This window comes from Pseudomonas sp. GW823-FHT02C02, assembly GCF_058797635.1.
Genome location: NZ_JBXAJV010000007.1, coordinates 60670 through 83160, shown reverse-complemented (window position 1 = coordinate 83160; position 22491 = coordinate 60670). Strand labels below are relative to the sequence as shown.

Sequence of the window (22491 nt, the reverse complement as noted above, 5' to 3'; positions counted from 1 at the left end):
GAACGGAGTACCTCAATGACACCTTTTGGCATCGTTTACACCCTGCACGTCCTGTCCGCCCTGGTGTGGGTCGGCGGTATGTTTTTCGCCTGGATGGTCTTGCGGCCTGCAGCGATGAAGGCGCTGGAGGGGCCTGCCCGCTTGAAGCTGTGGGTGGAAGTGTTTCAAGGTTTTTTCCGCTGGGTCTGGGTCGCGGTGGTGCTATTGCCGATCAGTGGCGTGGGCATGATTCATCTGCAATACGCCGGGTTTGAGGCGGCGCCGCGGTATGTGCAGGTGATGATGGGCTTGTATGTGGTGATGACCGCGCTGTTTATCCGGATTCAAGCGTTGCTGCTGCCAGAGTTGCGCACGGCGGTGGCGGCGCAGGATTGGCCGACCGGGGCTGCGACGCTGGGGAAGATTCGCAAACTGGTGGGGATCAATTTGATTGTCGGGTTGGTGCTGGTGGCGATTGCTGCGGCCAGACCGATGTTCTAAAGCAAACAGTACAACTGTGGCGAGGGAGCTTGCTCCCGCTGGGTTGCGAAGCGGCCCCAAAATAGGACTGCTGCGCAGTCCAGCGGGAGCAAGCCCCCTCTCCACAGGATCTCGGTCGTTCTTACAACCTTTGAACGGTCACCGAACCCGCCGCACCCGCAGGCCCCGGCTGTCCATCAATCCCAGGACGACCGCTTTTGCCGCCATCGGCCTCGTAAACGAGGCAGCCCTTGGCCTTGCCGCCCGCGCCCGGCTTGCCGCCAGGCCCCGCGATGCCACCGGCACCACCCGCCACCTGAACCTTGATCTGTTCAACCGGATAATCCCGTGGCACTTCCAGCCTGACCAGCGCCCCCGGCGCCCCCGGCTGACCATCACTGCCATTGCTGCCATCGGCACCGCGGCCGGCCTGGCCCCATGTGCAACCCGGCGCCTGACCGTTGGCCCCATCGAGGCCGACAAAACCTGGCGCGCCCGCGCCACCGCGAGCGTCTACCGACAACAGCGGTGCATTCAGTGCCTTGATCTGCAAATTCAGGTTGCGTCCGGAGCGAGCGGCCTTGAGGTAAGTCCCCGGCGCCCCACGAGCCGTGATCTGGCTGCCTTCAGACAATTCGGCACGACTGACTTTCAACTCCAGTACCTGCTCACTTGGCACGATGGCGATCCGCGCCTCACGCCCCAGATGCAATTCGCCGACGGTGACTTCGGTCACGTTCGAAGGAATCAACAAAGTGCCGTAATCGGCGACTTCCAGGCGTTCAAGCTGCAAGGTGCTGGCGGTGTTGGGCAGGCGCATCAATGAATTGGTTTCGACACTGACCACCTGGGCGCAGGCCAATGGGCTGATGAGTGCGGCGAGCAGACAGAGTTTACGCATGGGAAGCCTTCGATACGGTCGGAGCCGGGAGGGTTTGCAGGTGGAATACGCCGAAAAACAGGATCTTCAAGCGATCACGCCAAGGGTGGGCGCGACCTCTGAGGCTGCGGAAACAGAACACCGCCTCAAGCAGATGAAGAGACGCCAACACGCCGCCAGCCAGATTGACCAGCAGGTGCAACGGATTGACAAACGGCATCAGCAGATTGACCAGCACCACCAGCCAAAACAGCAGGGTCAACAACTTCCCCAGCCCCCAAAACACCTTCATACGCCCCCCGTTGAGAATTATTCTTTGCGCGCACAGTAACGGCTTCCGCGAGGGATAAGCCAGAGGGCAACAGAAAATTCTTCATGAAGGCCGCCGAATGGCCGTCGAATCAACAGCCACTGTTGTCCGACGGCTCTATTACGGGGCTTAGCGATTAATGTGTAACTCCACCCTACGGTTTTTCGCGCGTCCTTCATCCGTTTCGTTGTCGGCCAACGGCTGGCTTTCGCCTTTGCCTTCGCTGGTGAGTTTGCTCGGCGCAATGCCCTGGCTCAACAGATAAGCTGCCACACTGCTGGCGCGACGCTCCGAAAGTGCCTGGTTGTATTCATCCGAACCGACGCTGTCGGTATGACCGATCACCTTGATGCTCACCACATCGGCGAATTGCAGTTTGGACATCAGCGAATCCAATTGACTCTGCGCGGCGGGACTCAGGTCAGACTTGTTGAAGGCAAACAGCACGTCGCTGGGCAGCGTGATGACTTCGGGCTCAACAACTTCGACAGGTTTCACGCTGGCCGGGTACTGCGGCAGCGGACAACCATGGTGTTCGACAGGCGTATTGGCCGGGGTATCGGGGCAACGATCACGCCGATCGAAAACACCGTCTTCGTCCTCATCGCCATCCTGGGCGTAACAGATCAAGCCACCGGTCAAGATACCGAGTGCTGCGCCACCGCCTGCCCAGCCGGCACTTTCAATCGCGCCCAGACCGCCGCCGACCAGTCCGCCGATGAGGCTGCAGATCGGCCAGGTACGTTGATTGAGAGGGGCGGTGCCATCGCTGTGAGTGGCGCAACCGGTCAACAGGCTGCCTAGCAGCAGAACCGGCAAGACGGTCCTTGTGAGAACGCTCATTGTGAAAGCTCCTGTGTTACCGGCCCATACCGGTTACACAGGAGTAAAGACCCGCATCCGCGACTGCACAAGCCGCGGAGCGGATGGGACTTAGCGGTTGATTTTGATTTCCGTGCGACGGTTCTGCGCACGGCCGTCAGCGGTTTTGTTATCAGCCACCGGCTGGCTTTCACCGGCACCGGTCACAGACACGAAGCTGCTGCGTGGGACGCCTTGCTGGATGAGGTATTCAACCACCGAGTGAGCACGCTTATCCGACAGTTTCTGGTTGTAGGTATCACTGCCCACGCTGTCGGTATGGCCGGTCACGGTCAATTGAGCGGTGGAGGCTTCCTGTTTCAGGCGCGTGGCGATTGTGTTGAGTACATCTTTATCGGCAGGCGTGAGTGTGGCTTTGTCGAACTGGAAGTGGACATCGCGGATGACAATGACTTCTTCCTTGACCACCACGACTTCTTCGACCACTGGCGCAGGTACCGGTGGAGGGCAGCCGTCGGCATCGACCTTCACGCCTCGAGGCGTACCCGGACACTTGTCGCGACTGTCCGGCACACCATCGCCGTCTTCGTCGCCATCGCCATGCACCCAGCAATAAGCCGCGGCGAAACTGCCGACGGCCAGCGCGCCATACCCCGCCCATGCCGTACTCTCGGTCGCACCGAGACCCGCACCGATGACACCACCGACCCCTGCACAGGTCGGCCAGTCGGTTTTCTGCAAACCTGCGCAACCAGTCAACACACTGGTTAGCAGAACCAAGGGTAATGCTGTCCGAACTATGCTCATCTAGTTTTCTCCTGAGGGATCGGCTTGAAACCGATTCAGGGAGTAAAGACCGGAGTTTTAATCTCCGCCAGCAATAGGCCACCGCTGTTTAGTCACGTATTCACGGCCGTTCGCCGATTTTGGTGCAAACCCGCTCTAGGCCCGCACGTTTGGGCAGGCTAGTCTTGGTGCTCTTTTTGAGGAACTCTGATGATTGCAGGTATTTCTTCGCGCACGCCCCAGCAGGCGTTGGCCGCTTTGCTTGATCGATACGCCCCCGCGCGCCTGTTGTTGATCGGCGCCAGCGAATTCCCCGCACTTGAGGCGTTCAAGCTCGCGCACCCGGACAGCTGCGTGGCGCATGCGGCACCGGGTGCACTGCCGGCCGAACTGGCGGCGCGCCGCTTTGATCTGGCGCTGGTGGTCGATTGCCTTGAACACCTGCCAAAGCGTGACGGTCTGAATCTTTTAGGCGGGATCCGTAATCTGAACGCCAGCCGCATTGCGGTGCTGGCGGATTTGCCGGCCAGCGGCTGGCAGGAGACGGATTTCTTTTCCCTGGCCTTGCAAGCCAGTGAACGCTTCCAGCGCGATGAACAAGTGCTGACGCTGTTCACCTACGATCTGCTTGACTATAAACAGGTGCCCGACTGGCTCAACTCGCGGTTCTGGGCCAATCCGGAAAACTTCGGGAAATATTGGTGGTAACGCAATGAGTACATCCATTTGCCCTTGCGGCAGCGGCACCCTGCTCGATGCCTGCTGCGGCCATTACCATGCCGGGCATCCGGCGCCGTGCGCCGAAGCCTTGATGCGCTCGCGCTACAGCGCCTATGTGCTGGGTTTGATCGACTATCTGGTGGCAACCACCCTGCCCGCGCAACAGGCCGGCCTGGATCGTCAGTCCATCAGCGACTGGAGCGCGCAAAGCACCTGGCTGGGTCTGGAGGTGGAAAGCTCCGAGGTATTGGGCGGTCAACCGGAACACGCATTCGTCACGTTCACCGCACGCTGGCATGACGGTGGCGGAGAACACAGCCACCGCGAGCGCTCCTCGTTCGTGCAGAACGCCGGGCACTGGTACTTCATCGACCCCACCGTGCCACTCAAGGCCGGACGCAACGATGCCTGCCCGTGCGTCAGCGGGCAGAAATTCAAGAAGTGTTGCGCGGGGTATTTCGGCGCGTGAGGTGATTCCAAAGGGCTAGACTGGCGTTCTAGGGAGAAACACGACCATGATCACCCGGCGCCTTGCACTTTTTCTCTTCACCTCGCTCCTCTTTCTGGGGCTCGGCGGCTGCGCGTCCTGGTTCGGAGACGATCTGCCGGACCCGCAGGTACACCTGGTGAAGGTTGAAGTGGTCCGCGCCAAACTGCTGGAGCAGAAATTTATCCTGCACTTTCGCGTCGACAATCCCAATGACAGCGACCTGACGGTGCGCGGCCTCGAGTACCGTATTCACTTGGGCGACATGCTGCTGGCCGAAGGCGAGCATGAACACTGGTTCACCGTCGGCCCCAAACGCAGCGCCTATTTCAAGGTGCCGATCCGCACCAACCTGTGGCCCAAGGTGCGGGACCTGGTGAAAATGCTGAAAAAACCCGATCAGCCCATCCCCTATCGTCTGGAAGGTGAAATGGAAACCGGTTTATTCATCGCGCACTACGTGCACCTGGCGCGCAATGGCGTGATAATCCCCGCCGATTTAATTCCGGAGCAAAACCGATGACCCAGCAACCCCATGTCCATGGCCCTGACTGCAACCACGATCATGACCATCACGACCACCATGATCACGACCACGGCCATGTCCACGGCCCGAACTGCGGCCACGCCCACCAGGAACCGGTGCGCAACGCCCTGAAAGATGTCGGCCGCAACGACCCTTGCCCATGCGGCAACGGCAAGAAATTCAAGAAGTGCCACGGCGCTTGATGCTTCGGGCGAAGAACTTCTTCGCCGCTTGAATCGACTTCGCGAGCAAGCCCGCTCCCACATTGGTTCTGTGCACGCATCCCCCTGCGGGAGCGACGGTGCGTCGCTCCCGCAGGGAACTCAGCCAGCCTTCAATATCTGTGCAGTACTCACGACCGTCGCATATTCCCCGTGCAAATTCCCCAGCGACATCGCATGCACTTCCTCGGCTGAGTGCGCATGGCCAAAATAATCGGCCTTGTCGAACGTAAAGCACGCATCCTCCGCCACCCACGCGTCAAATCCCAGATTCCCGGCCGTTCGCGCCGTGGACTCCACCGAGTTATGGGTCGCAACGCCAACGATGATCAACTGCTCGATCCCCGCCTCGCGCAAACTCGCCTCCAGCCCGATCGCACAAAATGCATCCGGTACCTGTTTCTGAATCAGTTGTTCGCGGGCCTGGGGCATGAAGCGTTCCTGAAACTCAACGCCTGCTTGCTGCGGCCAGAACACCGATTCCGGTGAACGGGACAGGTGCTGCACATGAATCACCGGCCGTCCGGTTCGCCGCCAATACGCCAGCAAATCGACAATTCGTTCCTCGGCCTGAGGATTATTTCGGCGACCGAGCCGGGGCTGCAAGATGCCTTTTTGTTGGTCGATGATGATCAGTGCTGCGTTGGTCTTAAGCTCCATGCCGACTTTTCTCACAACAGGTCATTGAATTTCAGGCACTTCAGCATCACTTCCGCTTACAGGCAAGATTGTGTTTATCGGACAAATCCTGAAATAACCTGACACCCTGCTTGCGCGCCCTCCTCCTGCTCACTAACGTAGCGCCTTTAATGACGCTACCCCCCCCCGCAGGAGCTTTGCCATGGCCTCGCCAGCCCTTACACATTTTCTTCCCCGGTTCGGCGTTGCCGCAGCAGTGGCCGGTGTTTTGAGCCTGACCGGTTGTCAGACCTGGAACACCCAGGACACCCTCCCGCCGACCACCGGCGTACAGCCGCTCAAGGGCCTGGCGCAAAACGTTTCGGTGCGCCGCAATGCCATGGGCATGCCGCTGATCGAGAGCAACAGCTTCCACGATGCCCTGTTCGCCCTCGGCTACGTCCACGCCAGCGACCGCATCACGCAAATGGTCACCTTGCGCCTGTTGGCCCAGGGCCGTTTGTCAGAGATGTCCGGTTCGGACCTGCTGGACGCCGACCGCTACATGCGCGCCGTCAATCTGAAGAAAAGCGCGGGCGAGTTGTACAAGGCATCGTCGCCGCGCCTCAAACGCTTCTTCGAAGTCTATGCGCGCGGCGTCAACGCCTACCTGTTCCGTTTCCGCGACAAGCTGCCGGCCGACCTCGCCGCCAGCGGTTACAAGCCTGAATACTGGCAACCGGAAGACTCGGCGCTGATTTTCTGCCTGATGAACTTCAGTCAGTCGGCCAACCTGCCGGAAGAAATCAACGCGCTGATGCTGGCCCAGACCGTCACCACGGACAAACTCGGGTGGCTGACGCCGTCCGCCCCCGACGAAAAACTGCCGCTGGGCGAAGCTGAAAAACTGCAGGGCATCAAACTCAATGGCGCCATCCCGGGCCTGACGCAAATCAGCAAAGCCACCGGGCAACTGTCCGATCTGAATCTGCTGGGCGCCACCTCGTCGAACAACTGGGCCATCGGCCCGCAACGCAGCCGCAGTGGCAAAAGCCTGCTGGCCAGCGACAGCCATGGGCCTTTGGGTGTGCCGTCGTTGTTCAGCTACGTGCAGATTCGCGCACCGAAGTACCAGGCCTCTGGCGTGACGATTGCCGGTTTGCCCATGGTGCTCGGCGGTTTCAACGGCAAAGTGGCGTGGAGCATGACCTCGGTCATGGGCGACAACCAGGACCTGTTCCTGGAAAAAATCAAACGCCAGGGCAATGGACTGACCTATGAAGTCGGTGGCAAATGGCAGCCGGCGATCGTGCGCAACGAAACCTACTTCGTCAAAGGCCAGCGGCCGATTCGCGAAGTGGTGTACGAAACCCGCCACGGTCCTTTGCTCAACAGCGCCCAGGGCATGACGCTGGCCAATGGTTTCGGCCTGGCTTTGCAGACGCCGAATTTCACCGACGATAAAACCCTGGACGCGTTTTTCGACCTGTCCCGGGCACAGACCGTCGAGAAAGCCTCGGACGCCAGCCGTGAAATCCGCGCCATCGCCTTGAACCTGGTGTTCGCCGACGCCAGCAACATCGGCTGGCAAGTCACCGGGCGTTACCCGAACCGTCGCGAAGGCGAAGGCCTGCTGCCGTCGCCGGGCTGGGAAGGTCGCTACGATTGGGACGGCTACGCCGACCCGATGCTCCACCCGTATGACCAGGACCCGGCCCAAGGTTGGCTCGGCACTGCCAACCAGCGGGTCATTCCCCATGGCTACGGCATGCAGCTGTCCAATTCCTGGTCGGCTCCGGAACGTGGCGAACGCCTGGCCGAACTGGCGGGTGTGGGCAAACACGACACGCGCAGCGTGATCGCGATGCAATACGACCAGACCACGACGTTCGCCGCCAAACTGAATAAAATGTTTGAAGCGCCGGGCATGGCCCAGCCGCTCAAACAAGCCATCGAAGCCCTGCCGGTTGCCGATCGCGGCAAGGCTCGCGAGGCGTACACCCGCTTGATGGCCTTCGACGGCAAACTCAGCCCGACCTCTGCGGATGCGGCGATCTACGAGCTGTTCCTGCAGGAAAGCACCAAACAGATCTTCCTCGACGAACTGGGCCCGGAAAGCAGCCCGGCGTGGAAAGCCTTTATCGCCAACGGCAAGTTGTCCTACGCGGCTCAGGCCGATCACTTGCTGGGCCGTGAAGACAGTCCGTTCTGGGATGACGCACGCACGCCGCAGAAAGAAGACAAGCCGGCAATCCTCGCTCGCAGTCTGGCGGCGGCGATCAGCGCCGGTGACAGTCAATTGGGCGGCGATCACAAAGCCTGGCAGTGGGGCAAGTTGCACCGCTATGAGTGGAAGAATGCCAGCGGCCAGACCGTGCGCGGTCCGCTCGCGGCCGGCGGCGATCACACGACGCTGAACACGGCGGCCTTCACCTGGGGTCAGGACTTCAACACGACGCTGGCGCCAGCCATGCGCTTTATCGTGGACTTCAGCCAGGCAGAACCGCTGATGGGGCAGAACAGCACCGGTCAGTCCGGCAACCCGGCGAGCCCGCACTACCTCGACAGCATTGATCCGTGGCTGAAGGGGCAATACATGAGCCTGCCGATGCAACCGCAGAACTTTGACAAGGTGTACGGCAAGACACGGTTGACCCTGACACCCGGCAAGTAACCCCTTTCGCCACTGATCGTTCCCACGCTCTGCGTGGGAATGCCTCTAGGGACGCTCCGCGTCCAGTGACGCGGAGCGTCACGGGCTGCATTCCCACGGGTCGCATGGGAACGATCAGCGCGCGAAACTCGATAGAACTTCTCGCTTCGCGCCAACCTCATAGCTAACAAGCCCCCCCATTTTGGTAACAACATGGATCTTGTTATCGCGCGCCCTGAAGGTTTGTACTGCCCCGCCGGCGATTTCTATATTGACCCGTGGCGGCCGGTCGAGCGTTCGGTCATCACGCACGCCCATGGCGACCATGCCCGCACCGGCAACCAGCATTACCTGGCGGCCGCGCCCGGTGAAGGGATTTTGCGTGCGCGACTGGGCCAGGACATCAGCCTGCAAACCCTGCCCTATGGCGAGCGCTTGCGGCACCACGGCGTCACCCTGAGTTTTCACCCTGCCGGCCACGTCCTCGGCTCAGCCCAGGTGCGCCTGGAATATGGCGGCGAAGTCTGGGTCGCCTCGGGGGATTACAAGATCGAGCCCGACGGCACCTGCGCACCCTTCGAGCCGGTGCGCTGCCACACCTTCATCACCGAGTCGACCTTCGGCCTGCCAATCTATCGCTGGCAACCCCAGGCGCAGATCTTTGGCGAGATCAATCAGTGGTGGCAGGCCAATGCCGCCGCCGACAAAACCAGCGTGCTGTTCTGCTATTCCTTCGGCAAGGCCCAGCGCATTCTCCATGGCATTGACGCCAGCCTCGGCCCCATTCTGGTGCATGGCGCGGTGGACCCGCTGAACCGGGTGTACCGCGAGAGCGGCGTTTATATACCGCCGACGATCTACGCCGGCGACGTGCAAAAGAGCGATCCGATGATGCGCAAGGCGCTGGTCATCGCCCCGCCATCGGCTGGCGCCAGCAACTGGATGCGCCGGTTTGGCGACTACAGCGACGGCTTCGCCAGCGGCTGGATGCGATTACGCGGCACGCGGCGCAGACGCGGCGTGGACCGTGGCTTTGTATTGTCCGACCACGCCGACTGGCCCGGCCTGCTCTGGGCCATCGAACAAACCGGCGCCGAACGGGTCATGGTCACCCACGGTTCGGTGGCGGTGCTGGTGCGGCATCTGCGCGAACAGGGCCTTGATGCCATGGGTTTCAGCACCGAATACGGCGACGATGAGGAAGACAACGCGGCCGTCGAAACCGAGCACGCCGAGGTGGCGACATGAAGGCCTTCGCCGAGCTGTATGCCGAACTCGACGCCACCACGTCAAGCAATGCCAAACTGGCCGCGATGCAGGCTTACTTCGCCAAGGCTGCCCCCGAAGATGCGGCGTGGGCGGTGTACTTTTTGTCCGGAGGGCGACCTCGGCAGCTGGTGCCGGTGCGCGTGCTGCGTGAGCTGGCCGTCGAGTTTTCCGGCCTTGAGCCCTGGCTGTTCGAAGAAAGTTATCAGGCGGTTGGCGATCTGGCGGAAACCATTTCGCTGGTCCTGCCTGAAACCCTGCACAGCTCCACCGACGGGCTGGCGGTGTGGATTGAAGACAAGCTGCTGCCCCTGCGTGGCGAATCCCCGGAAGTCCTCGCCGCACGGTTGCCCGCACTCTGGGCACAACTGGACCGTCACAGCCTGATGCTTTGCATCAAACTCATTACCGGCAGTTTCCGCGTCGGCGTCTCCAAACTGCTGGTGACGCGAGCCCTGGCAGCCATGGCCGGACTCGACAGCAAACGCGTGGCCCAGCGGCTGGTCGGGTACACCGACCTGTCCAATCGCCCGAACGCCGTCAGTTACCTGAAATTGATTGCGGCCGAATCACCCGACGAACATGCCCAGCGAGGTGGTCAGCCTTACCCGTTTTTCCTGGCCCATGCCCTGTCACAACCGGTCGAGCAGTTCGACGCCGTGCTCGGCCCGGCCAGCCAGTGGCAGGTGGAATGGAAGTGGGACGGCATCCGCGCCCAAGTGATCAAGCGTGACGGGCGCCTGTGGGTCTGGTCACGCGGCGAAGAACTGGTAACCGAGCGTTTCCCCGAACTCGACAGCCTGTTGCACGGACTGCCTGACGGTACAGTGATCGACGGTGAAATCGTCGCCTGGAAAGCCCCTCGCCCCAACACTGACGATGCCTTCAATCCACAATCGCCGTCCGCTCCGGCGGTGCTGCCCTTCGCCCTGTTGCAACAGCGGATCGGCCGCAAAACCCTGGACAGGAAAATTCTCGAAGAAGTGCCGGTGGTGGTCCTCGCCTACGATTTGCTGGAATGGCAAGGCGAGGACTGGCGCAGCCAGCCTCAGGCCAGGCGCCGCGATCAGCTGGATCAACTGATCGCCACCTGCAACAACCCGGTATTACTCGCCTCACCAGTGCTGGCCGGCGAAGACTGGTTCGACCTCGCCAGACAACGCGAGGCCTCCCGCAGCCTCGGTGTCGAGGGCATGATGCTCAAGGCCCGGGATGCGCTGTATGGCGTCGGCCGGACCAAGGACATGGGCGTCTGGTGGAAATGGAAAGTCGACCCCTTCAGCGTCGATGCGGTGCTTATTTATGCGCAGCGCGGCCATGGTCGCCGGGCGAATCTCTATAGTGATTACACCTTCGCGGTCTGGGATGGCCCGCCGGACGCCAGCGAACGCACCCTGGTGCCTTTCGCCAAAGCCTATTCAGGGCTGACCGACGAGGAAATGCGCCAGGTCGACAGCATCGTGCGCAAAACCACGGTGGAGAAGTTCGGGCCGGTGAGCAGTTTGAAACCGAGCCTGGTGTTTGAGCTGGGGTTCGAGGGCATTGCCCTGTCGAAACGCCACAAGAGCGGGATTGCCGTGCGGTTTCCGCGGATGTTGAGGTGGCGGCAGGACAAGTCAGTGGAAGAAGCCGACAACCTCGCAACGCTGCAAGATTTGTTGGGCTGAAAGAAACTTTGTGGCGAGGGAACTTGCTCCCGTTCGGCTGCGAAGCCGTCGCAAATTTTCTACAGCGGGACCGCTTCGCGCTCCAGCGGGAGCAAGCTCCCTCGTCACAGGACTTGCGCCTCCATGACCTGATTTGGTGCGGCTATTTTCCGATGCCCGATTCCGTGCACAAATCCCCTGTTGCCATTTCTTGTATCACCTTTTAAAACGCTTGTTCGGGACTCTGGTTCGGAAATTGCTACTTTCAATGGGTCTTACGCTTTCCAGTAACAATAATTCTGCGCCACAAGCGCTCATATTGGTTCTTAGGGATTGAATAATGAAAAAAGCATTGCTGACCCTTTCTGCACTGGCGTTGTGCATGGCTGCTGGCTCCGCCATGGCAAAGGAATACAAAGAACTGCGTTTTGGCGTTGACCCTTCCTATGCTCCGTTCGAATCGAAAGCGGCCGACGGCAGCCTGGTGGGCTTTGACATCGATCTGGGGAACGCGATCTGCGCCGAGCTGAAGGTCAAGTGCAAATGGGTCGAAAGCGATTTCGACGGCATGATTCCGGGCCTCAAGGCCAATAAATTCGACGGTGTGATCTCTTCGATGACCGTCACCCCGGCCCGCGAAAAAGTCATCGACTTCTCCAACGAACTCTTCTCCGGCCCAACCGCCTATGTATTCAAGAAGGGTTCCGGCCTGAGCGAAGACGTCGCTTCTCTGAAAGGCAAGACTGTCGGTTACGAGCAAGGCACCATCCAGGAAGCGTACGCCAAGGCCGTGCTGGACAAGGCCGGCGTGAAGACCCAGGCCTATCAGAACCAGGATCAGGTGTATTCCGACCTGATGTCGGGTCGTCTCGACGCTGCGATCCAGGACATGCTGCAAGCCGAACTGGGCTTCTTGAAGTCGCCAAAGGGCGAAGGCTACGAAGTCAGCAAGCCGGTTGACAGCGAATTGCTGCCGGCCAAAACAGCTATCGGTATCTCTAAAGGTAACAAAGACCTCAAAGAGCTTTTGAATAAAGGTATCAAAGCGTTACACGACGATGGCACCTACGCCACCATTCAGAAGAAACACTTTGGCGATCTGAATCTGTACAGCGGCAAATAATGCCCGGCGCCCATCTCGCGATGGGCGCTTTTTTCACCCGATCAGGTTGCTGATTTATGTTCGAAAACCTATTACAAAACCTGGGGCTCTCAGCCTTCAGCCTCAAGGGCTTCGGTCCGTTGCTGATGGAAGGCACCTGGATGACCATCAAATTATCGGCATTGTCGCTGCTGGTGGCCGTATTGCTCGGCCTGCTCGGCGCCACCGCCAAACTGTCAAAAGTCAAACTGGTGCGGGTTCCAGCCCAGATCTACACCACGCTGATTCGCGGCGTGCCGGACCTGGTGCTGATGCTGCTGATTTTCTACAGCCTGCAAACCTGGCTGACGTCGTTTACCGATTTCATGGAATGGGAATACATCGAGATCAACCCGTTCAGCGCCGGGGTCATCACCCTGGGCTTCATCTATGGCGCGTATTTCACCGAAACCTTCCGCGGGGCGATTCTCGCCGTGCCTCGGGGCCAGGTCGAAGCGGCTACCGCGTATGGCCTCAAACGTGGCCAGCGCTTTCGAATCGTGGTGTTCCCGCAGATGATGCGCTTTGCCCTGCCGGGTATCGGCAACAACTGGATGGTGATGCTCAAGGCCACCGCGCTGGTGTCGATCATCGGCCTCGCCGATTTGGTCAAAGCAGCGCAAGACGCCGGTAAGAGCACCTATCAACTGTTTTACTTCCTGGTGCTTGCCGCGCTGATTTACCTGCTCATCACAAGCGCTTCCAACTTCGTCCTGCGCTGGCTCGAACGCCGCTACGCCGCCGGTTCCCGGGAGGCCGTACGATGATCGAACTCTTGCAGGAATACTGGAAACCCTTCCTTTATACCGACGGCTACAACATCACGGGCCTGGCCATGACCCTGTGGCTGCTGACCGCCTCGATCGTCATCGGTTTCCTGGTGTCGATCCCGCTGTCCATCGCCCGGGTCTCGCCGCACTTCTACATTCGCTGGCCGGTGCAGTTCTACACCTACCTGTTCCGCGGCACACCGCTGTATATCCAGTTGCTGATTTGCTACACCGGCATCTACAGCCTGGCCGCCGTGCGCGCCCAACCGGTACTGGATGCGTTCTTTCGCGATGCGATGAACTGCACGATCCTGGCGTTTGCCATGAACACCTGCGCCTACACCACGGAGATTTTCGCCGGGGCGATCCGCAGCATGGCCCACGGTGAAGTCGAAGCGGCCAAGGCCTACGGCCTGACAGGCTGGAAGCTGTATGCCTACGTGATCATGCCGTCGGCCCTGCGTCGCTCGTTGCCTTATTACAGCAACGAAGTGATTCTGATGCTGCACTCGACCACCGTGGCGTTCACCGCGACCATCCCGGACATCCTGAAAGTCGCGCGGGACGCCAACTCGGCGACCTTCCTCACCTTCCAGTCGTTCGGCATCGCTGCGCTGATCTACCTGACCGTTACCTTCGCGCTGGTCGGCCTGTTCCGCCTCGCCGAACGCCGATGGCTGGCGTTCCTCGGGCCGACCCACTAGGACCCGCTTTCAGGAATAAAGAGACAAACATGCGCCACCAGATACATGACTTGCTGGCCCCGCTGCCGGGGACCGCTCGACAGATTCACAGTTTCCACTTCGGCCCAACGTCGGCCAAAGGCAAGATCTACATCCAGTCGTCCCTGCATGCCGATGAAATGCCCGGCATGCTGGTGGCCTGGCACCTCAAGCAGCGCCTGGCGGAACTTGAAGCCGCCGGCCGCCTGCGCAGCGAAATCGTGCTGGTGCCGGTGGCGAACCCGGTCGGCCTGGAACAGGTGCTGATGGATGTGCCGCTGGGCCGCTACGAGCTGGAAAGCGGGCAGAACTTCAATCGCTGGTTCGTCGACTTGAGCGAAGCGGTGGGCAACGAAATCGAAGGCCAGCTTGGCGATGAGCCGCAGCGCAACCTCGAGTTGATCCGCGAAAGCCTGCGCAACGCCCTCGCTCGGCAAATCGCCAGTACTCAGCTGCAATCCCAACGCCTGACCCTGCAACGGCTGGCCTGCGATGCGGACATGGTGCTGGACCTGCATTGCGATTTCGAAGCAGTCGCCCACCTTTACACCACACCCGAAGCCTGGCCGCAGGTCGAGCCGCTGGCCCGTTACATCGGCGCCGAAGCGAGCCTGCTGGCCACCGATTCCGGCGGTCAGTCGTTCGATGAATGTTTCACCCTGCTCTGGTGGCAGTTGAAAGAACGCTTCGGCGAACAGTTCAACATCCCGCTGGGGAGTTTCTCGGTCACCGTCGAATTGCGCGGCCAGGGCGACGTCAATCATCCTCTGGCCAGTCTCGACTGCCAGGCGCTGATCGACTACCTGATTCACTTCGGCGCCATTGCCGGCGAAGCGGCGCCATTGCCCGAGCTGCCCTACCCCGCCACCCCGTTGGCCGGCGTCGAGCCGGTGTCGACACCGGTAGGCGGTCTGCTGGTGTTCACCGCACTGCCGGGGGAATACCTCGAAGCCGGGCAACTGATCGCCGAAATCATCGACCCGATCAACGATCGCGTCACACCCGTTCATTGCACCGCCGCCGGCCTGATGTACGCCCGCTCGCTGCGGCGCATGGCCACTGCCGGCATGGTGATCGCGCACGTCGCGGGCACCGAGGCCTATCGCAGCGGCTACCTACTTTCGCCTTGAGGATGCATGCCCCATGTACAAACTGACCATCGAAGGCCTGCATAAAAGCTATGGCGATCATCATGTGCTCAAAGGCGTTTCACTCAAGGCCAACACCGGCGACGTCATCAGTCTGATCGGCGCCAGCGGCTCGGGCAAAAGCACCTTTCTGCGCTGCATCAACTTTCTCGAACAGCCCAATGACGGCGCCATGACCCTGGACGGCCAGAACATCCGCATGATCAAGGACCGCCACGGCATGCACGTGGCTGACCCCGATGAACTGCAAAAAATCCGCACCCGCCTGGCCATGGTGTTCCAGCACTTCAACTTGTGGAGCCACATGACGGTGCTGGAAAACATCACCATGGCCCCGCGCCGGGTGCTGGGTTGCAGCAAGGAGGAAGCCGAAGACCGCGCGCGGCGTTACCTCGACAAGGTCGGGCTGGCGGCGCGCGTGGCGGATCAATACCCGGCGTTTCTTTCCGGTGGCCAGCAACAACGCGTGGCGATTGCGCGGGCATTGGCCATGGAACCGGAAGTCATGCTGTTCGACGAACCGACCTCGGCACTCGACCCGGAACTGGTGGGAGAGGTGCTGCGAGTGATTCAAGGCCTGGCCGAAGAAGGCCGGACCATGATCATGGTGACTCACGAAATGAGCTTCGCCCGCAAGGTGTCGAGCCAGGTGCTGTTTCTGCATCAGGGCCTGGTCGAGGAAGAAGGCGCTCCGGAAGACGTGCTGGGCAACCCGAAGAGCGAGCGGTTGCAGCAGTTCCTGAGCGGCAACCTCAAGTAACACTGCAAAGCCTGTAGGAGCGAAGCTGGCTCGCGAAGGCGTCGTATCAGCCGACATCATCGTTGCCTGACACTCGGCCTTCGCGAGCCAGCTTCGCTCCTACAGGGTTCAGATTCCGATCAGCAGTACTGCGATTAAACTTGTTCACCCACGCCGCGGTCACTGAAAGAAGACTTTCAGAGCGCACACCGCCGGCATGGGATCGTCCACCGACTACGCATCACAATGGTTCAGCGCCCGCGACTGGAAGCCATTCGCCTTTCAGAAGCAAGTGTGGACGGCCGTCAAGCGCGGTGAGTCCGGATTACTGCATGCTAGCACGGGTGCCGGTAAAACCTATGCAGTCTGGTTTGCCGCGCTCAATCGCTACGCCACGTCCATTGCCCCTGTGGAAAAACCTCGCAAACGAAAACCGCTGGCCGAACCGCTGACGGTGCTGTGGATAACCCCCATGCGCGCCTTGGCCGCCGACACCGCTCGCGCCCTTGAAGCACCGCTGCACGACCTGCAGATCCCCTGGAGCGTCGGCCTGCGCACCGGCGACACGAGCAGCAGCGAACGTGCGCGTCAGAGCCGACGCCTGCCCACCACGCTGATCACCACCCCTGAAAGCCTGACGCTGATGCTCGCCCGTGCCGATGCGCTAGCAGCGCTATCGACCTTGCGCATGGTGGTGGTCGACGAATGGCACGAACTGCTCGGCAACAAACGCGGCGTGCAGCTGCAACTGGCCCTCGCCCGTTTGCGTCGATGGAATACGGACCTGATCGTGTGGGGCGTTTCCGCGACGCTGGGTAATCAGGCCCACGCCGAACAGGTGTTGATCCCACAAGGTGGCGGCATCAGCGTTCAAGGCCAGACGTCCAAGGAACTGCGGGTCGACACGTTGCTACCGCCGGCCATCGAGCGATTTCCCTGGGCCGGCCACATTGGCTTGAAGATGTTGCCGCAAGTCGTCGCCGAAATAGACTCCAGCCCCAGCAGCCTGGTGTTCACCAACACTCGCGCGCAATCCGAGATCTGGTATCAGGCGTTGCTGGAGGCGCGCCCCGATTGGGCCGGGCTGATCGCCTTGCACCACAGCTCACTGTCGCGAGACACCCGCGACTGGGTCGAGCGAGCGCTGAAGGAAGGCCAGCTCAAAGCAGTGGTCTGTACCTCAAGCCTGGACCTGGGGGTGGATTTCCTGCCGGTGGAACGGGTGCTGCAAATCGGCTCGGCCAAAGGTGTGGCGCGCCTGATGCAGCGGGCCGGGCGTTCCGGTCATGCGCCGGGGCGTGTGTCACGGGTGACGTTGGTGCCGACCCACAGCCTGGAACTGATCGAAGCGGCGGCGGCTCAAGATGCCGTCGCGCAACGCAGCATCGAGCCCCGAGAGTCGCCGCACAAACCGCTGGATGTGCTGGTTCAACACCTGGTCAGCATGGCGCTGGGCGGTGGGTTTGTTCCCGACGAATTGTATGAAGAAGTCCGTAGAACCTGGGCTTATCAAGACCTGACGGCGGCGGATTGGACTTGGGCGCTGGCGTTTGTACGCCATGGCGGGCTTTCCCTGACAGCCTATCCGGATTATCGCCGGGTCGAGCCTGACGAGTTTGGCGTCTGGCGTGTACCGGATGCGCGGCTGGCGCGGCGACATCGCATGAGCATCGGCACCATCGTCAGCGATGCGAGCATTCAGCTGAAGTTCTGGAGCAAGGGCGGCGGCGGCAAGCAGTTGGGCAGTGTCGAGGAAGGTTTTATTGCGCGACTCAAGCCGGGCGACGGTTTCCTGTTCGCGGGGCGCTTGCTGGAGTTGGTGCGGGTGGAAAACATGACCGCTTATGTCAAACGCAGCACCGCGAAAAAAGCCGCGGTGCCGCGCTGGAATGGCGGGCGGATGCCCCTTTCCAACGAACTGGCGCAGGCGGTGGTCGCGCGTTTCAGTGCAGCGGAGCAAGGCGAGTTCATCGGCCCGGAGATGCGGGCTCTGCGGCCGCTGCTGGAGGTGCAGCGACGCTGGTCCGGGTTGCCGACCTCGAACTCGTTGCTGGCCGAAGCACTGAAATCCCGCGAAGGCTGGCACCTGTTCCTGTACCCCTTTGCCGGGCGTCAGGTGCATCTGGGCCTGGCGAGTTTGCTGGCGTGGCGGGTCAGCCAGCAGCAGGCGGTGACGTTTTCCATCGCGGTCAATGATTACGGGCTGGAGTTACTCAGCGCCACCTCTGTGGATTGGTCGCAGGTGTTGAACCCAGGCCTGTTGAGCGCCGAGCACTTGCTGAACGATGTCCTCGCGAGCTTGAATGCCGGCGAACTCGCGCTTCGCCGCTTTCGGGAAATCGCCCGAATTGCCGGACTGGTGTTTGCCGGCTACCCCGGCGCACCGAAAAGCACACGGCAGGTTCAAGCCTCCAGCGGACTGTTCTTCGAGGTGTTCAAGCAGTACGACGCGGGGAATCTATTGCTGGCGCAGGCCGGGGAAGAAGTCCTACGGGAAGAACTGGATATTCATCGTCTGGAACAGACGTTGGCGCGTATCAATCGCCTGAAACTGGACCTGCATCAGATCAAACGTCCTACGCCGCTGGGGTTTCCCCTGTTGGTTGAACGCATGCGGGAAAGCATGAGCTCGGAAAAACTCGCGGACCGTATCCGTCGCATGGTCACCGACCTTGAGAAAACCGCCGAAACCGGGAAAACCTGATGAGTACGCCCTATCCCGTGCGTCTGGCCGGTGAAGAACTGTGGCTGCTGCCGGAAAAAGCCATTTACTGGCCGGCGCAACAAGCCCTGCTGATCGCCGATGTGCATTTTGGCAAAGCGGCGGCGTATCGCAGCCTTGGCCAGCCGGTGCCCCATGGCACCACCGCCAGCAATGTCGCGGTGCTGGACGGGATGTTGGCCGCCCTACCCTGCCGTCAGCTGATTTTCCTCGGGGATTTTCTGCACGGGCCCGGCTCCCATGCTTGCGGCACGTTAAGCGCCCTGGCTGAGTGGCGAGCGCGGCACCCGGATCTGCCAATGACGCTGATCCGCGGCAACCACGACAAACGCGCCGGGGACCCGCCGGCTTCGTTAAACATACGCGTAGTGCCCGAACCGTTGTTGCTCGGACCGTTCGCCTTGCAGCATGAGCCCGATCCGCATCCGCACCGGCATGTACTCGCCGGGCATGTGCATCCGGTTTATCGGCTGAACGGCAAAGGTCGGCAACGTTTGCGCCTGGCGTGTTTCAGATTGGGCGAGGACATCAGCCTGCTCCCGGCCTTCGGCGCGTTTACCGGCGGCTATCAGATCGAACGGGACGACAGCTGCAGGATCTTTGTCATCGGCGACAACGAAATATGGCCAGTCAGCGTGTAGGAGCGAAGCTTGCTCGCGAAGGCGGTGTGTCAGGTAAGGATGATGTTGTCTGACACACCGCCTTCGTCGGAACTCCGTCCAAAGCAAGCTTCGCCCCTGCAGGTAATAGCAATCAGGCTACGGGCGCGGGAGGTGGCTCATCCGGCAGGGTAGGCTCACCGGGCTCGGTAGGCTGCTCGTTCGGGGTATCAGGATCAGGCTGGCCGGGGATGCCCCCTGCCATGCTGATGGCTGGATGTGCCAACAAGGACCAGGCCAGGACGCCAATCTGATTGGGCTCAAGCCTTGCCAGTTCGGCACTTATTCGCGGATCGATCTTCATAAAGCACTCCTGAGCGATGGCCCCGTCCGCTGTACGCGAACCGGGCAGTACACCCAATAGAGTGTCTACCCGCTCAAGAATTCCCGCGACCTGCCAGATGAATGGATCAGGTGCGTGGCAAGGTGACGCCGCGTTGGCCCTGATACTTGCCGCCACGGTCCTTATAGGACACTTCGCACTCTTCGTCGGATTCAAGGAACAGCATCTGCGCCACGCCTTCGTTGGCATAGATTTTCGCAGGCAGGTTGGTTGTGTTCGAGAATTCCAGGGTCACGTGCCCCTCCCACTCAGGCTCAAGCGGGGTGACGTTGACGATGATGCCGCAGCGGGCGTAGGTGCTTTTGCCCAGGCAGATGGTCAATACGTTGCGCGGAATACGGAAGTATTCGACGGTGCTGGCCAAGGCAAAAGAGTTCGGCGGGATGATGCAGACGTCGCTATGGATGTCGACGAAGCTGCCGGCATCGAAATTTTTCGGGTCGACAATGGCCGAATTAATGTTGGTGAACACCTTGAAATGACTAGTGCAACGAACGTCGTAGCCGTAACTCGACACGCCGTAGGAGATCACACGGTTATCGTCGCTGCCGCGCACCTGGCGTTCGACGAACGGCTCGATCATGCCGTGTTCCTGCGCCATGCGGCGAATCCACTTGTCCGATTTGATGCTCATGGCGGGTGTCCTGAATAGCGAGGTGGAAAAATTCTGTCCGGCATCTTACCGGGCGCGCGCTCCGGGTTCAAAGTCCGGGGCATAATTCTCGCCGATCCCCTGTGATATCTGGGCCTTCGCCGTAAATTGGCGGACCGTCAGTCATGAAATCAGAGAAACCTTCACCGGAAGCATTGGCACGTTCCGGAAAAAGGGTTAAGGTGGCGCCACTGTGCTGCTTGTGTCACTGAGAATCTCTACACGATATGTTGAATTTCGATCCAACCATCTACAAGAATTTTTCCTGCTCTTTGCACTCAGTCTCGGCCAGGGTTCTTCCTGCGTCGCAGTTATCTTTGTTCAAGGAGTTACACCATGTCTAATCGCCAAACTGGTACCGTTAAGTGGTTCAACGATGAAAAAGGCTTCGGCTTCATCACTCCACAATCCGGTGACGACCTGTTCGTTCACTTCAAAGCTATCCAATCCGACGGCTTCAAAAGCCTGAAAGAAGGCCAACAGGTTTCTTTCATCGCTACCCGCGGTCAGAAAGGCATGCAAGCTGAAGAAGTTCAAGTTATCTAACTTGTACTTGCTTTAGTAAAAGGCCCCGCCCTCAAAAGCGGGGCTTTTTTGTGCCTGTGTGTTTTGCAGGCAAAAAAAATCGCAGCCCACGGCTGCGATTTTTTGCGTCTTACCAGGCCACACCAAACCCTGCGGTGTAACGCGTCTTGTCCAGATCAGCATCGTCGGTACCGCTGATGATGTCTCGCTCGGCCTTGAGGTTAAGCGAAGCCCACTCGGTGACCTTATAGCGCAAGCCCATTTCGGCATCGAGCGCGTAATCCGCTACCCCCGACAACGGCTTGCCCACTTCGCCATTGGTGAAGAACTCCACCTTCTTGCCGATCAGGTAACGGTTGTAGTCCCACTTCATCGCCAGGGAATAGAAGTTTTCCTTGCTGCCGTCGGAGAACTCATAGTCCGTGCGGTTGACCAGCGAGCCCAGGGAGAATGCCCCGAGTTCGTTATCCCAGAACTGGTAACCCGGACCGGTACCGACAGTGCGCTGACGGGAGAGGTCTTCTACCTTGTCGCGCTTATAGACCGCGCGGCCTTGCCAGAACCACTTCTCGGTCAGGAAACGGTCGAGCGAGTATTCGCCCCGCCAGTTGTCGGTAGTGACCACGTCATCCTGAAATTCGCGGTTGTACTCGCCTTCCGCCGTGTGCCGCCATTTGCCATGGCGCGCCGTGGTCTTGAAGTCGATGTCGTAGTCATCGGTGTCTTTTTCCGCCCGCTGGTAATCCAGCGCCGCGTCGACATTGCCTTTCCACACCAGATCTTCAACCACTGGCTTGGGCTTGAGAATCTGCTGGATACTCGCCAGCTCGACCGTCTTCGGCGCTTCGCCGTTTTCCAGCGTCACCTTGCCGTCGTCTGCTGCATGCAGCGACTTGGCCTTCTCGCCGGTGTAAGCATCTTGCTTGACCAGCAACTCCTGATCACTTTCCAGGGTCTTGACCTGCTTCCAGTCGATCGGAACCGCACCGGCATATTCGGTCTGTATCAGCAATTTACCGCCATCGAACAGCGTGATCTTGCCGCTCAGTTTGTCACCGTTCTTCAACCAGACGGTATCAGCGAGCAACGGCGTGGAGGCACTCATGACAGCAAGGCACAGCAGGGTTCTGGATACCATAAGCAAATACAGGCTCAAGTTTGCGAAAAAAAGTCGGCATTATCCCTGGGAATAAGACCCTAGCAAGGACTGACCCGACTATTTCTATTGAGTTCATTTCTCAATTGCGCATCCAGGACTTACTCTACGGACGGTAAGGCGAATTTTTTCAGGAACCACGGACGTGACCGACCCAACCACTGAAACCGAAAGTGCAGCGCAAATCCGACGCACGGCGCTCTACTTGACCCTCGCGCAGGTGCCCGAAGGCAAAGTGGTCAGCTATGGTCAACTCGCCGAACTGGCCGGACTGGGCCGAGCCGCGCGCTGGGTGGGACGCACATTGAGCCAGCTGCCCGGCGACACCAAGCTGCCATGGCACCGCGTACTGGGTGCCGGCGGTCGGATCAGCCTGCCCGTGGGCAGCCCTTCAGGGGATGAGCAGCGCGCGCGATTGCGCTCCGAAGGCGTCAGTATCCTGAACAATCGTGTTGATATTCAGCGCCATGGCTGGCGCCCGGTAGAGCACAGCGGTTAGAGTGCGCGCTTTGTTTCCGTA

General features: G+C 60.2%; 25 protein-coding genes. 17 read left to right on the top strand and 8 right to left on the bottom strand.

Annotated elements, in window-relative coordinates:
• Nucleotides 1-15: 15 nt before the first annotated feature.
• Nucleotides 16-480, top strand: a complete 465-nt coding sequence (locus AC1ROI_RS14295; protein WP_102594168.1) for a CopD family protein — start codon at nt 16-18, stop codon at nt 478-480.
• Nucleotides 481-601: 121 nt separating this feature from the next.
• On the opposite strand, the gene AC1ROI_RS14290 is transcribed toward AC1ROI_RS14295, so the two are convergent.
• From AC1ROI_RS14290 to AC1ROI_RS14275, 4 genes are all read right to left on the bottom strand, one after another.
• The gene (locus AC1ROI_RS14290) at nt 602-1360 is read right to left on the bottom strand and encodes a collagen-like triple helix repeat-containing protein (RefSeq protein WP_083374887.1); all 759 of its coding nucleotides are present in this window, start codon (nt 1358-1360) and stop codon (nt 602-604) included.
• Entirely contained in the window at nt 1353-1631 is a 279-nt protein-coding gene (locus AC1ROI_RS14285) for a DUF1145 domain-containing protein (protein WP_010462628.1), read from the bottom strand. Before AC1ROI_RS14285 ends, AC1ROI_RS14290 begins: the two co-directional genes overlap by 8 nt.
• A 147-nt stretch (nt 1632-1778) precedes the next feature.
• Entirely contained in the window at nt 1779-2492 is a 714-nt protein-coding gene (locus AC1ROI_RS14280; RefSeq protein ID WP_010462630.1) for a PA1041 family peptidoglycan-binding anchor lipoprotein, read from the bottom strand.
• A 90-nt stretch (nt 2493-2582) separates the two neighbouring features.
• Nucleotides 2583-3278: a PA1041 family peptidoglycan-binding anchor lipoprotein gene (locus AC1ROI_RS14275; protein ID WP_083374888.1), complete on the bottom strand. Its 696-nt coding sequence runs from the start codon at nt 3276-3278 to the stop codon at nt 2583-2585.
• 189 nt (nt 3279-3467) lie between these two features.
• Between AC1ROI_RS14275 and AC1ROI_RS14270 the strand changes: the two genes are divergently transcribed.
• The 4 genes from AC1ROI_RS14270 to AC1ROI_RS14255 are packed head-to-tail and all read left to right on the top strand — an operon-like array spanning nt 3468 to nt 5193.
• The gene (locus AC1ROI_RS14270) at nt 3468-3965 is read left to right on the top strand and encodes a DUF6231 family protein (RefSeq protein ID WP_010462634.1); all 498 of its coding nucleotides are present in this window, start codon (nt 3468-3470) and stop codon (nt 3963-3965) included.
• Between the two features lie 4 nt (nt 3966-3969).
• On the top strand, nt 3970-4446 hold the full coding sequence (locus AC1ROI_RS14265; RefSeq protein WP_102594167.1) for a YchJ family protein: 477 nt from the start codon (nt 3970-3972) through the stop codon (nt 4444-4446).
• A 46-nt stretch (nt 4447-4492) separates the two neighbouring features.
• A complete protein-coding gene (locus AC1ROI_RS14260; protein ID WP_010462638.1) occupies nt 4493-4987 on the top strand; it encodes an LEA/WHy family protein in 495 nt (164 codons plus the stop codon).
• On the top strand, nt 4984-5193 hold the full coding sequence (locus tag AC1ROI_RS14255; RefSeq protein WP_007906737.1) for an SEC-C metal-binding domain-containing protein: 210 nt from the start codon (nt 4984-4986) through the stop codon (nt 5191-5193). Before AC1ROI_RS14260 ends, AC1ROI_RS14255 begins: the two co-directional genes overlap by 4 nt.
• 120 nt (nt 5194-5313) lie before the next feature.
• On the opposite strand, the gene AC1ROI_RS14250 is transcribed toward AC1ROI_RS14255, so the two are convergent.
• Nucleotides 5314-5871, bottom strand: a complete 558-nt coding sequence (locus AC1ROI_RS14250) for a cysteine hydrolase family protein (RefSeq protein WP_010462641.1) — start codon at nt 5869-5871, stop codon at nt 5314-5316.
• Nucleotides 5872-6052: 181 nt separating this feature from the next.
• On the opposite strand from AC1ROI_RS14250, the gene AC1ROI_RS14245 reads away from it, so the two are divergent.
• The 10 genes from AC1ROI_RS14245 (at nt 6053) to pdeM (ending at nt 19277) form a co-directional block, all read left to right on the top strand.
• Entirely contained in the window at nt 6053-8503 is a 2451-nt protein-coding gene (locus AC1ROI_RS14245; RefSeq protein ID WP_102594302.1) for a penicillin acylase family protein, read from the top strand.
• A gap of 192 nt (nt 8504-8695) precedes the next feature.
• A complete protein-coding gene (locus AC1ROI_RS14240; protein ID WP_010462644.1) occupies nt 8696-9730 on the top strand; it encodes a ligase-associated DNA damage response exonuclease in 1035 nt (344 codons plus the stop codon).
• Entirely contained in the window at nt 9727-11415 is a 1689-nt protein-coding gene (locus AC1ROI_RS14235) for an ATP-dependent DNA ligase (protein WP_102594301.1), read from the top strand. Before AC1ROI_RS14240 ends, AC1ROI_RS14235 begins: the two co-directional genes overlap by 4 nt.
• 319 nt (nt 11416-11734) lie before the next feature.
• Entirely contained in the window at nt 11735-12517 is a 783-nt protein-coding gene (locus AC1ROI_RS14230; RefSeq protein ID WP_010462646.1) for a transporter substrate-binding domain-containing protein, read from the top strand.
• 56 nt (nt 12518-12573) lie between these two features.
• Nucleotides 12574-13302 carry an ABC transporter permease gene (locus AC1ROI_RS14225; protein WP_077750284.1) on the top strand — a complete coding sequence of 243 codons (729 nt, stop codon included), beginning with the start codon at nt 12574-12576 and terminating at the stop codon, nt 13300-13302.
• Entirely contained in the window at nt 13299-14009 is a 711-nt protein-coding gene (locus AC1ROI_RS14220; protein ID WP_102594300.1) for an ABC transporter permease, read from the top strand. The genes AC1ROI_RS14225 and AC1ROI_RS14220 overlap by 4 nt, the downstream gene beginning before the upstream one ends.
• 29 nt (nt 14010-14038) lie before the next feature.
• On the top strand, nt 14039-15157 hold the full coding sequence (locus AC1ROI_RS14215) for a succinylglutamate desuccinylase/aspartoacylase family protein (RefSeq protein WP_102594299.1): 1119 nt from the start codon (nt 14039-14041) through the stop codon (nt 15155-15157).
• A 13-nt stretch (nt 15158-15170) separates the two neighbouring features.
• On the top strand, nt 15171-15935 hold the full coding sequence (locus AC1ROI_RS14210; RefSeq protein WP_010462652.1) for an ABC transporter ATP-binding protein: 765 nt from the start codon (nt 15171-15173) through the stop codon (nt 15933-15935).
• Between the two features lie 196 nt (nt 15936-16131).
• Complete coding sequence (locus AC1ROI_RS14205) at nt 16132-18618, top strand: ligase-associated DNA damage response DEXH box helicase (RefSeq protein ID WP_102594298.1); 2487 nt, start codon at nt 16132-16134, stop codon at nt 18616-18618.
• Nucleotides 18618-19277 carry a ligase-associated DNA damage response endonuclease PdeM gene (gene pdeM / locus AC1ROI_RS14200; RefSeq protein ID WP_102594297.1) on the top strand — a complete coding sequence of 220 codons (660 nt, stop codon included), beginning with the start codon at nt 18618-18620 and terminating at the stop codon, nt 19275-19277. The genes AC1ROI_RS14205 and pdeM overlap by 1 nt, the downstream gene beginning before the upstream one ends.
• Before the next feature lie 112 nt (nt 19278-19389).
• On the opposite strand, the gene AC1ROI_RS14195 is transcribed toward pdeM, so the two are convergent.
• Together AC1ROI_RS14195 and dcd are read right to left on the bottom strand one after the other, a co-directional pair.
• Entirely contained in the window at nt 19390-19599 is a 210-nt protein-coding gene (locus AC1ROI_RS14195; RefSeq protein WP_010462659.1) for a hypothetical protein, read from the bottom strand.
• 106 nt (nt 19600-19705) lie between these two features.
• The gene (gene dcd, locus AC1ROI_RS14190; RefSeq protein ID WP_010462661.1) at nt 19706-20272 is read right to left on the bottom strand and encodes a dCTP deaminase; all 567 of its coding nucleotides are present in this window, start codon (nt 20270-20272) and stop codon (nt 19706-19708) included.
• A gap of 354 nt (nt 20273-20626) precedes the next feature.
• Here dcd and AC1ROI_RS14185 point away from each other — a divergent pair, with 354 nt between their 5' ends.
• Nucleotides 20627-20836: a cold-shock protein gene (locus tag AC1ROI_RS14185; RefSeq protein ID WP_002554837.1), complete on the top strand. Its 210-nt coding sequence runs from the start codon at nt 20627-20629 to the stop codon at nt 20834-20836.
• 109 nt (nt 20837-20945) lie between these two features.
• Here the strand turns inward: AC1ROI_RS14185 and AC1ROI_RS14180 are convergent, their stop codons facing one another.
• Nucleotides 20946-21953, bottom strand: a complete 1008-nt coding sequence (locus tag AC1ROI_RS14180; protein ID WP_042932327.1) for a DUF481 domain-containing protein — start codon at nt 21951-21953, stop codon at nt 20946-20948.
• A 163-nt stretch (nt 21954-22116) separates the two neighbouring features.
• Between AC1ROI_RS14180 and AC1ROI_RS14175 the strand changes: the two genes are divergently transcribed.
• Nucleotides 22117-22470: an MGMT family protein gene (locus tag AC1ROI_RS14175; protein ID WP_077750279.1), complete on the top strand. Its 354-nt coding sequence runs from the start codon at nt 22117-22119 to the stop codon at nt 22468-22470.
• The last annotated feature ends 21 nt before the right edge of the window (nt 22471-22491 follow it).

What these genes read in the sequence shown, in the direction of transcription:
- AC1ROI_RS14295 (WP_102594168.1), top strand. Translation starts at nt 16, where the DNA reads ATGACACCTTTTGGCATCGTTTACACCCTGCACGTCCTGTCCGCCCTG.
- AC1ROI_RS14290 (WP_083374887.1), bottom strand. Translation starts at nt 1,360, where the DNA reads ATGCGTAAACTCTGTCTGCTCGCCGCACTCATCAGCCCATTGGCCTGC.
- AC1ROI_RS14285 (WP_010462628.1), bottom strand. Translation starts at nt 1,631, where the DNA reads ATGAAGGTGTTTTGGGGGCTGGGGAAGTTGTTGACCCTGCTGTTTTGG.
- AC1ROI_RS14280 (WP_010462630.1), bottom strand. Translation starts at nt 2,492, where the DNA reads ATGAGCGTTCTCACAAGGACCGTCTTGCCGGTTCTGCTGCTAGGCAGC.
- AC1ROI_RS14275 (WP_083374888.1), bottom strand. Translation starts at nt 3,278, where the DNA reads ATGAGCATAGTTCGGACAGCATTACCCTTGGTTCTGCTAACCAGTGTG.
- AC1ROI_RS14270 (WP_010462634.1), top strand. Translation starts at nt 3,468, where the DNA reads ATGATTGCAGGTATTTCTTCGCGCACGCCCCAGCAGGCGTTGGCCGCT.
- AC1ROI_RS14265 (WP_102594167.1), top strand. Translation starts at nt 3,970, where the DNA reads ATGAGTACATCCATTTGCCCTTGCGGCAGCGGCACCCTGCTCGATGCC.
- AC1ROI_RS14260 (WP_010462638.1), top strand. Translation starts at nt 4,493, where the DNA reads ATGATCACCCGGCGCCTTGCACTTTTTCTCTTCACCTCGCTCCTCTTT.
- AC1ROI_RS14255 (WP_007906737.1), top strand. Translation starts at nt 4,984, where the DNA reads ATGACCCAGCAACCCCATGTCCATGGCCCTGACTGCAACCACGATCAT.
- AC1ROI_RS14250 (WP_010462641.1), bottom strand. Translation starts at nt 5,871, where the DNA reads ATGGAGCTTAAGACCAACGCAGCACTGATCATCATCGACCAACAAAAA.
- AC1ROI_RS14245 (WP_102594302.1), top strand. Translation starts at nt 6,053, where the DNA reads ATGGCCTCGCCAGCCCTTACACATTTTCTTCCCCGGTTCGGCGTTGCC.
- AC1ROI_RS14240 (WP_010462644.1), top strand. Translation starts at nt 8,696, where the DNA reads ATGGATCTTGTTATCGCGCGCCCTGAAGGTTTGTACTGCCCCGCCGGC.
- AC1ROI_RS14235 (WP_102594301.1), top strand. Translation starts at nt 9,727, where the DNA reads ATGAAGGCCTTCGCCGAGCTGTATGCCGAACTCGACGCCACCACGTCA.
- AC1ROI_RS14230 (WP_010462646.1), top strand. Translation starts at nt 11,735, where the DNA reads ATGAAAAAAGCATTGCTGACCCTTTCTGCACTGGCGTTGTGCATGGCT.
- AC1ROI_RS14225 (WP_077750284.1), top strand. Translation starts at nt 12,574, where the DNA reads ATGTTCGAAAACCTATTACAAAACCTGGGGCTCTCAGCCTTCAGCCTC.
- AC1ROI_RS14220 (WP_102594300.1), top strand. Translation starts at nt 13,299, where the DNA reads ATGATCGAACTCTTGCAGGAATACTGGAAACCCTTCCTTTATACCGAC.
- AC1ROI_RS14215 (WP_102594299.1), top strand. Translation starts at nt 14,039, where the DNA reads ATGCGCCACCAGATACATGACTTGCTGGCCCCGCTGCCGGGGACCGCT.
- AC1ROI_RS14210 (WP_010462652.1), top strand. Translation starts at nt 15,171, where the DNA reads ATGTACAAACTGACCATCGAAGGCCTGCATAAAAGCTATGGCGATCAT.
- AC1ROI_RS14205 (WP_102594298.1), top strand. Translation starts at nt 16,132, where the DNA reads ATGGGATCGTCCACCGACTACGCATCACAATGGTTCAGCGCCCGCGAC.
- pdeM (WP_102594297.1), top strand. Translation starts at nt 18,618, where the DNA reads ATGAGTACGCCCTATCCCGTGCGTCTGGCCGGTGAAGAACTGTGGCTG.
- AC1ROI_RS14195 (WP_010462659.1), bottom strand. Translation starts at nt 19,599, where the DNA reads ATGAAGATCGATCCGCGAATAAGTGCCGAACTGGCAAGGCTTGAGCCC.
- dcd (WP_010462661.1), bottom strand. Translation starts at nt 20,272, where the DNA reads ATGAGCATCAAATCGGACAAGTGGATTCGCCGCATGGCGCAGGAACAC.
- AC1ROI_RS14185 (WP_002554837.1), top strand. Translation starts at nt 20,627, where the DNA reads ATGTCTAATCGCCAAACTGGTACCGTTAAGTGGTTCAACGATGAAAAA.
- AC1ROI_RS14180 (WP_042932327.1), bottom strand. Translation starts at nt 21,953, where the DNA reads ATGGTATCCAGAACCCTGCTGTGCCTTGCTGTCATGAGTGCCTCCACG.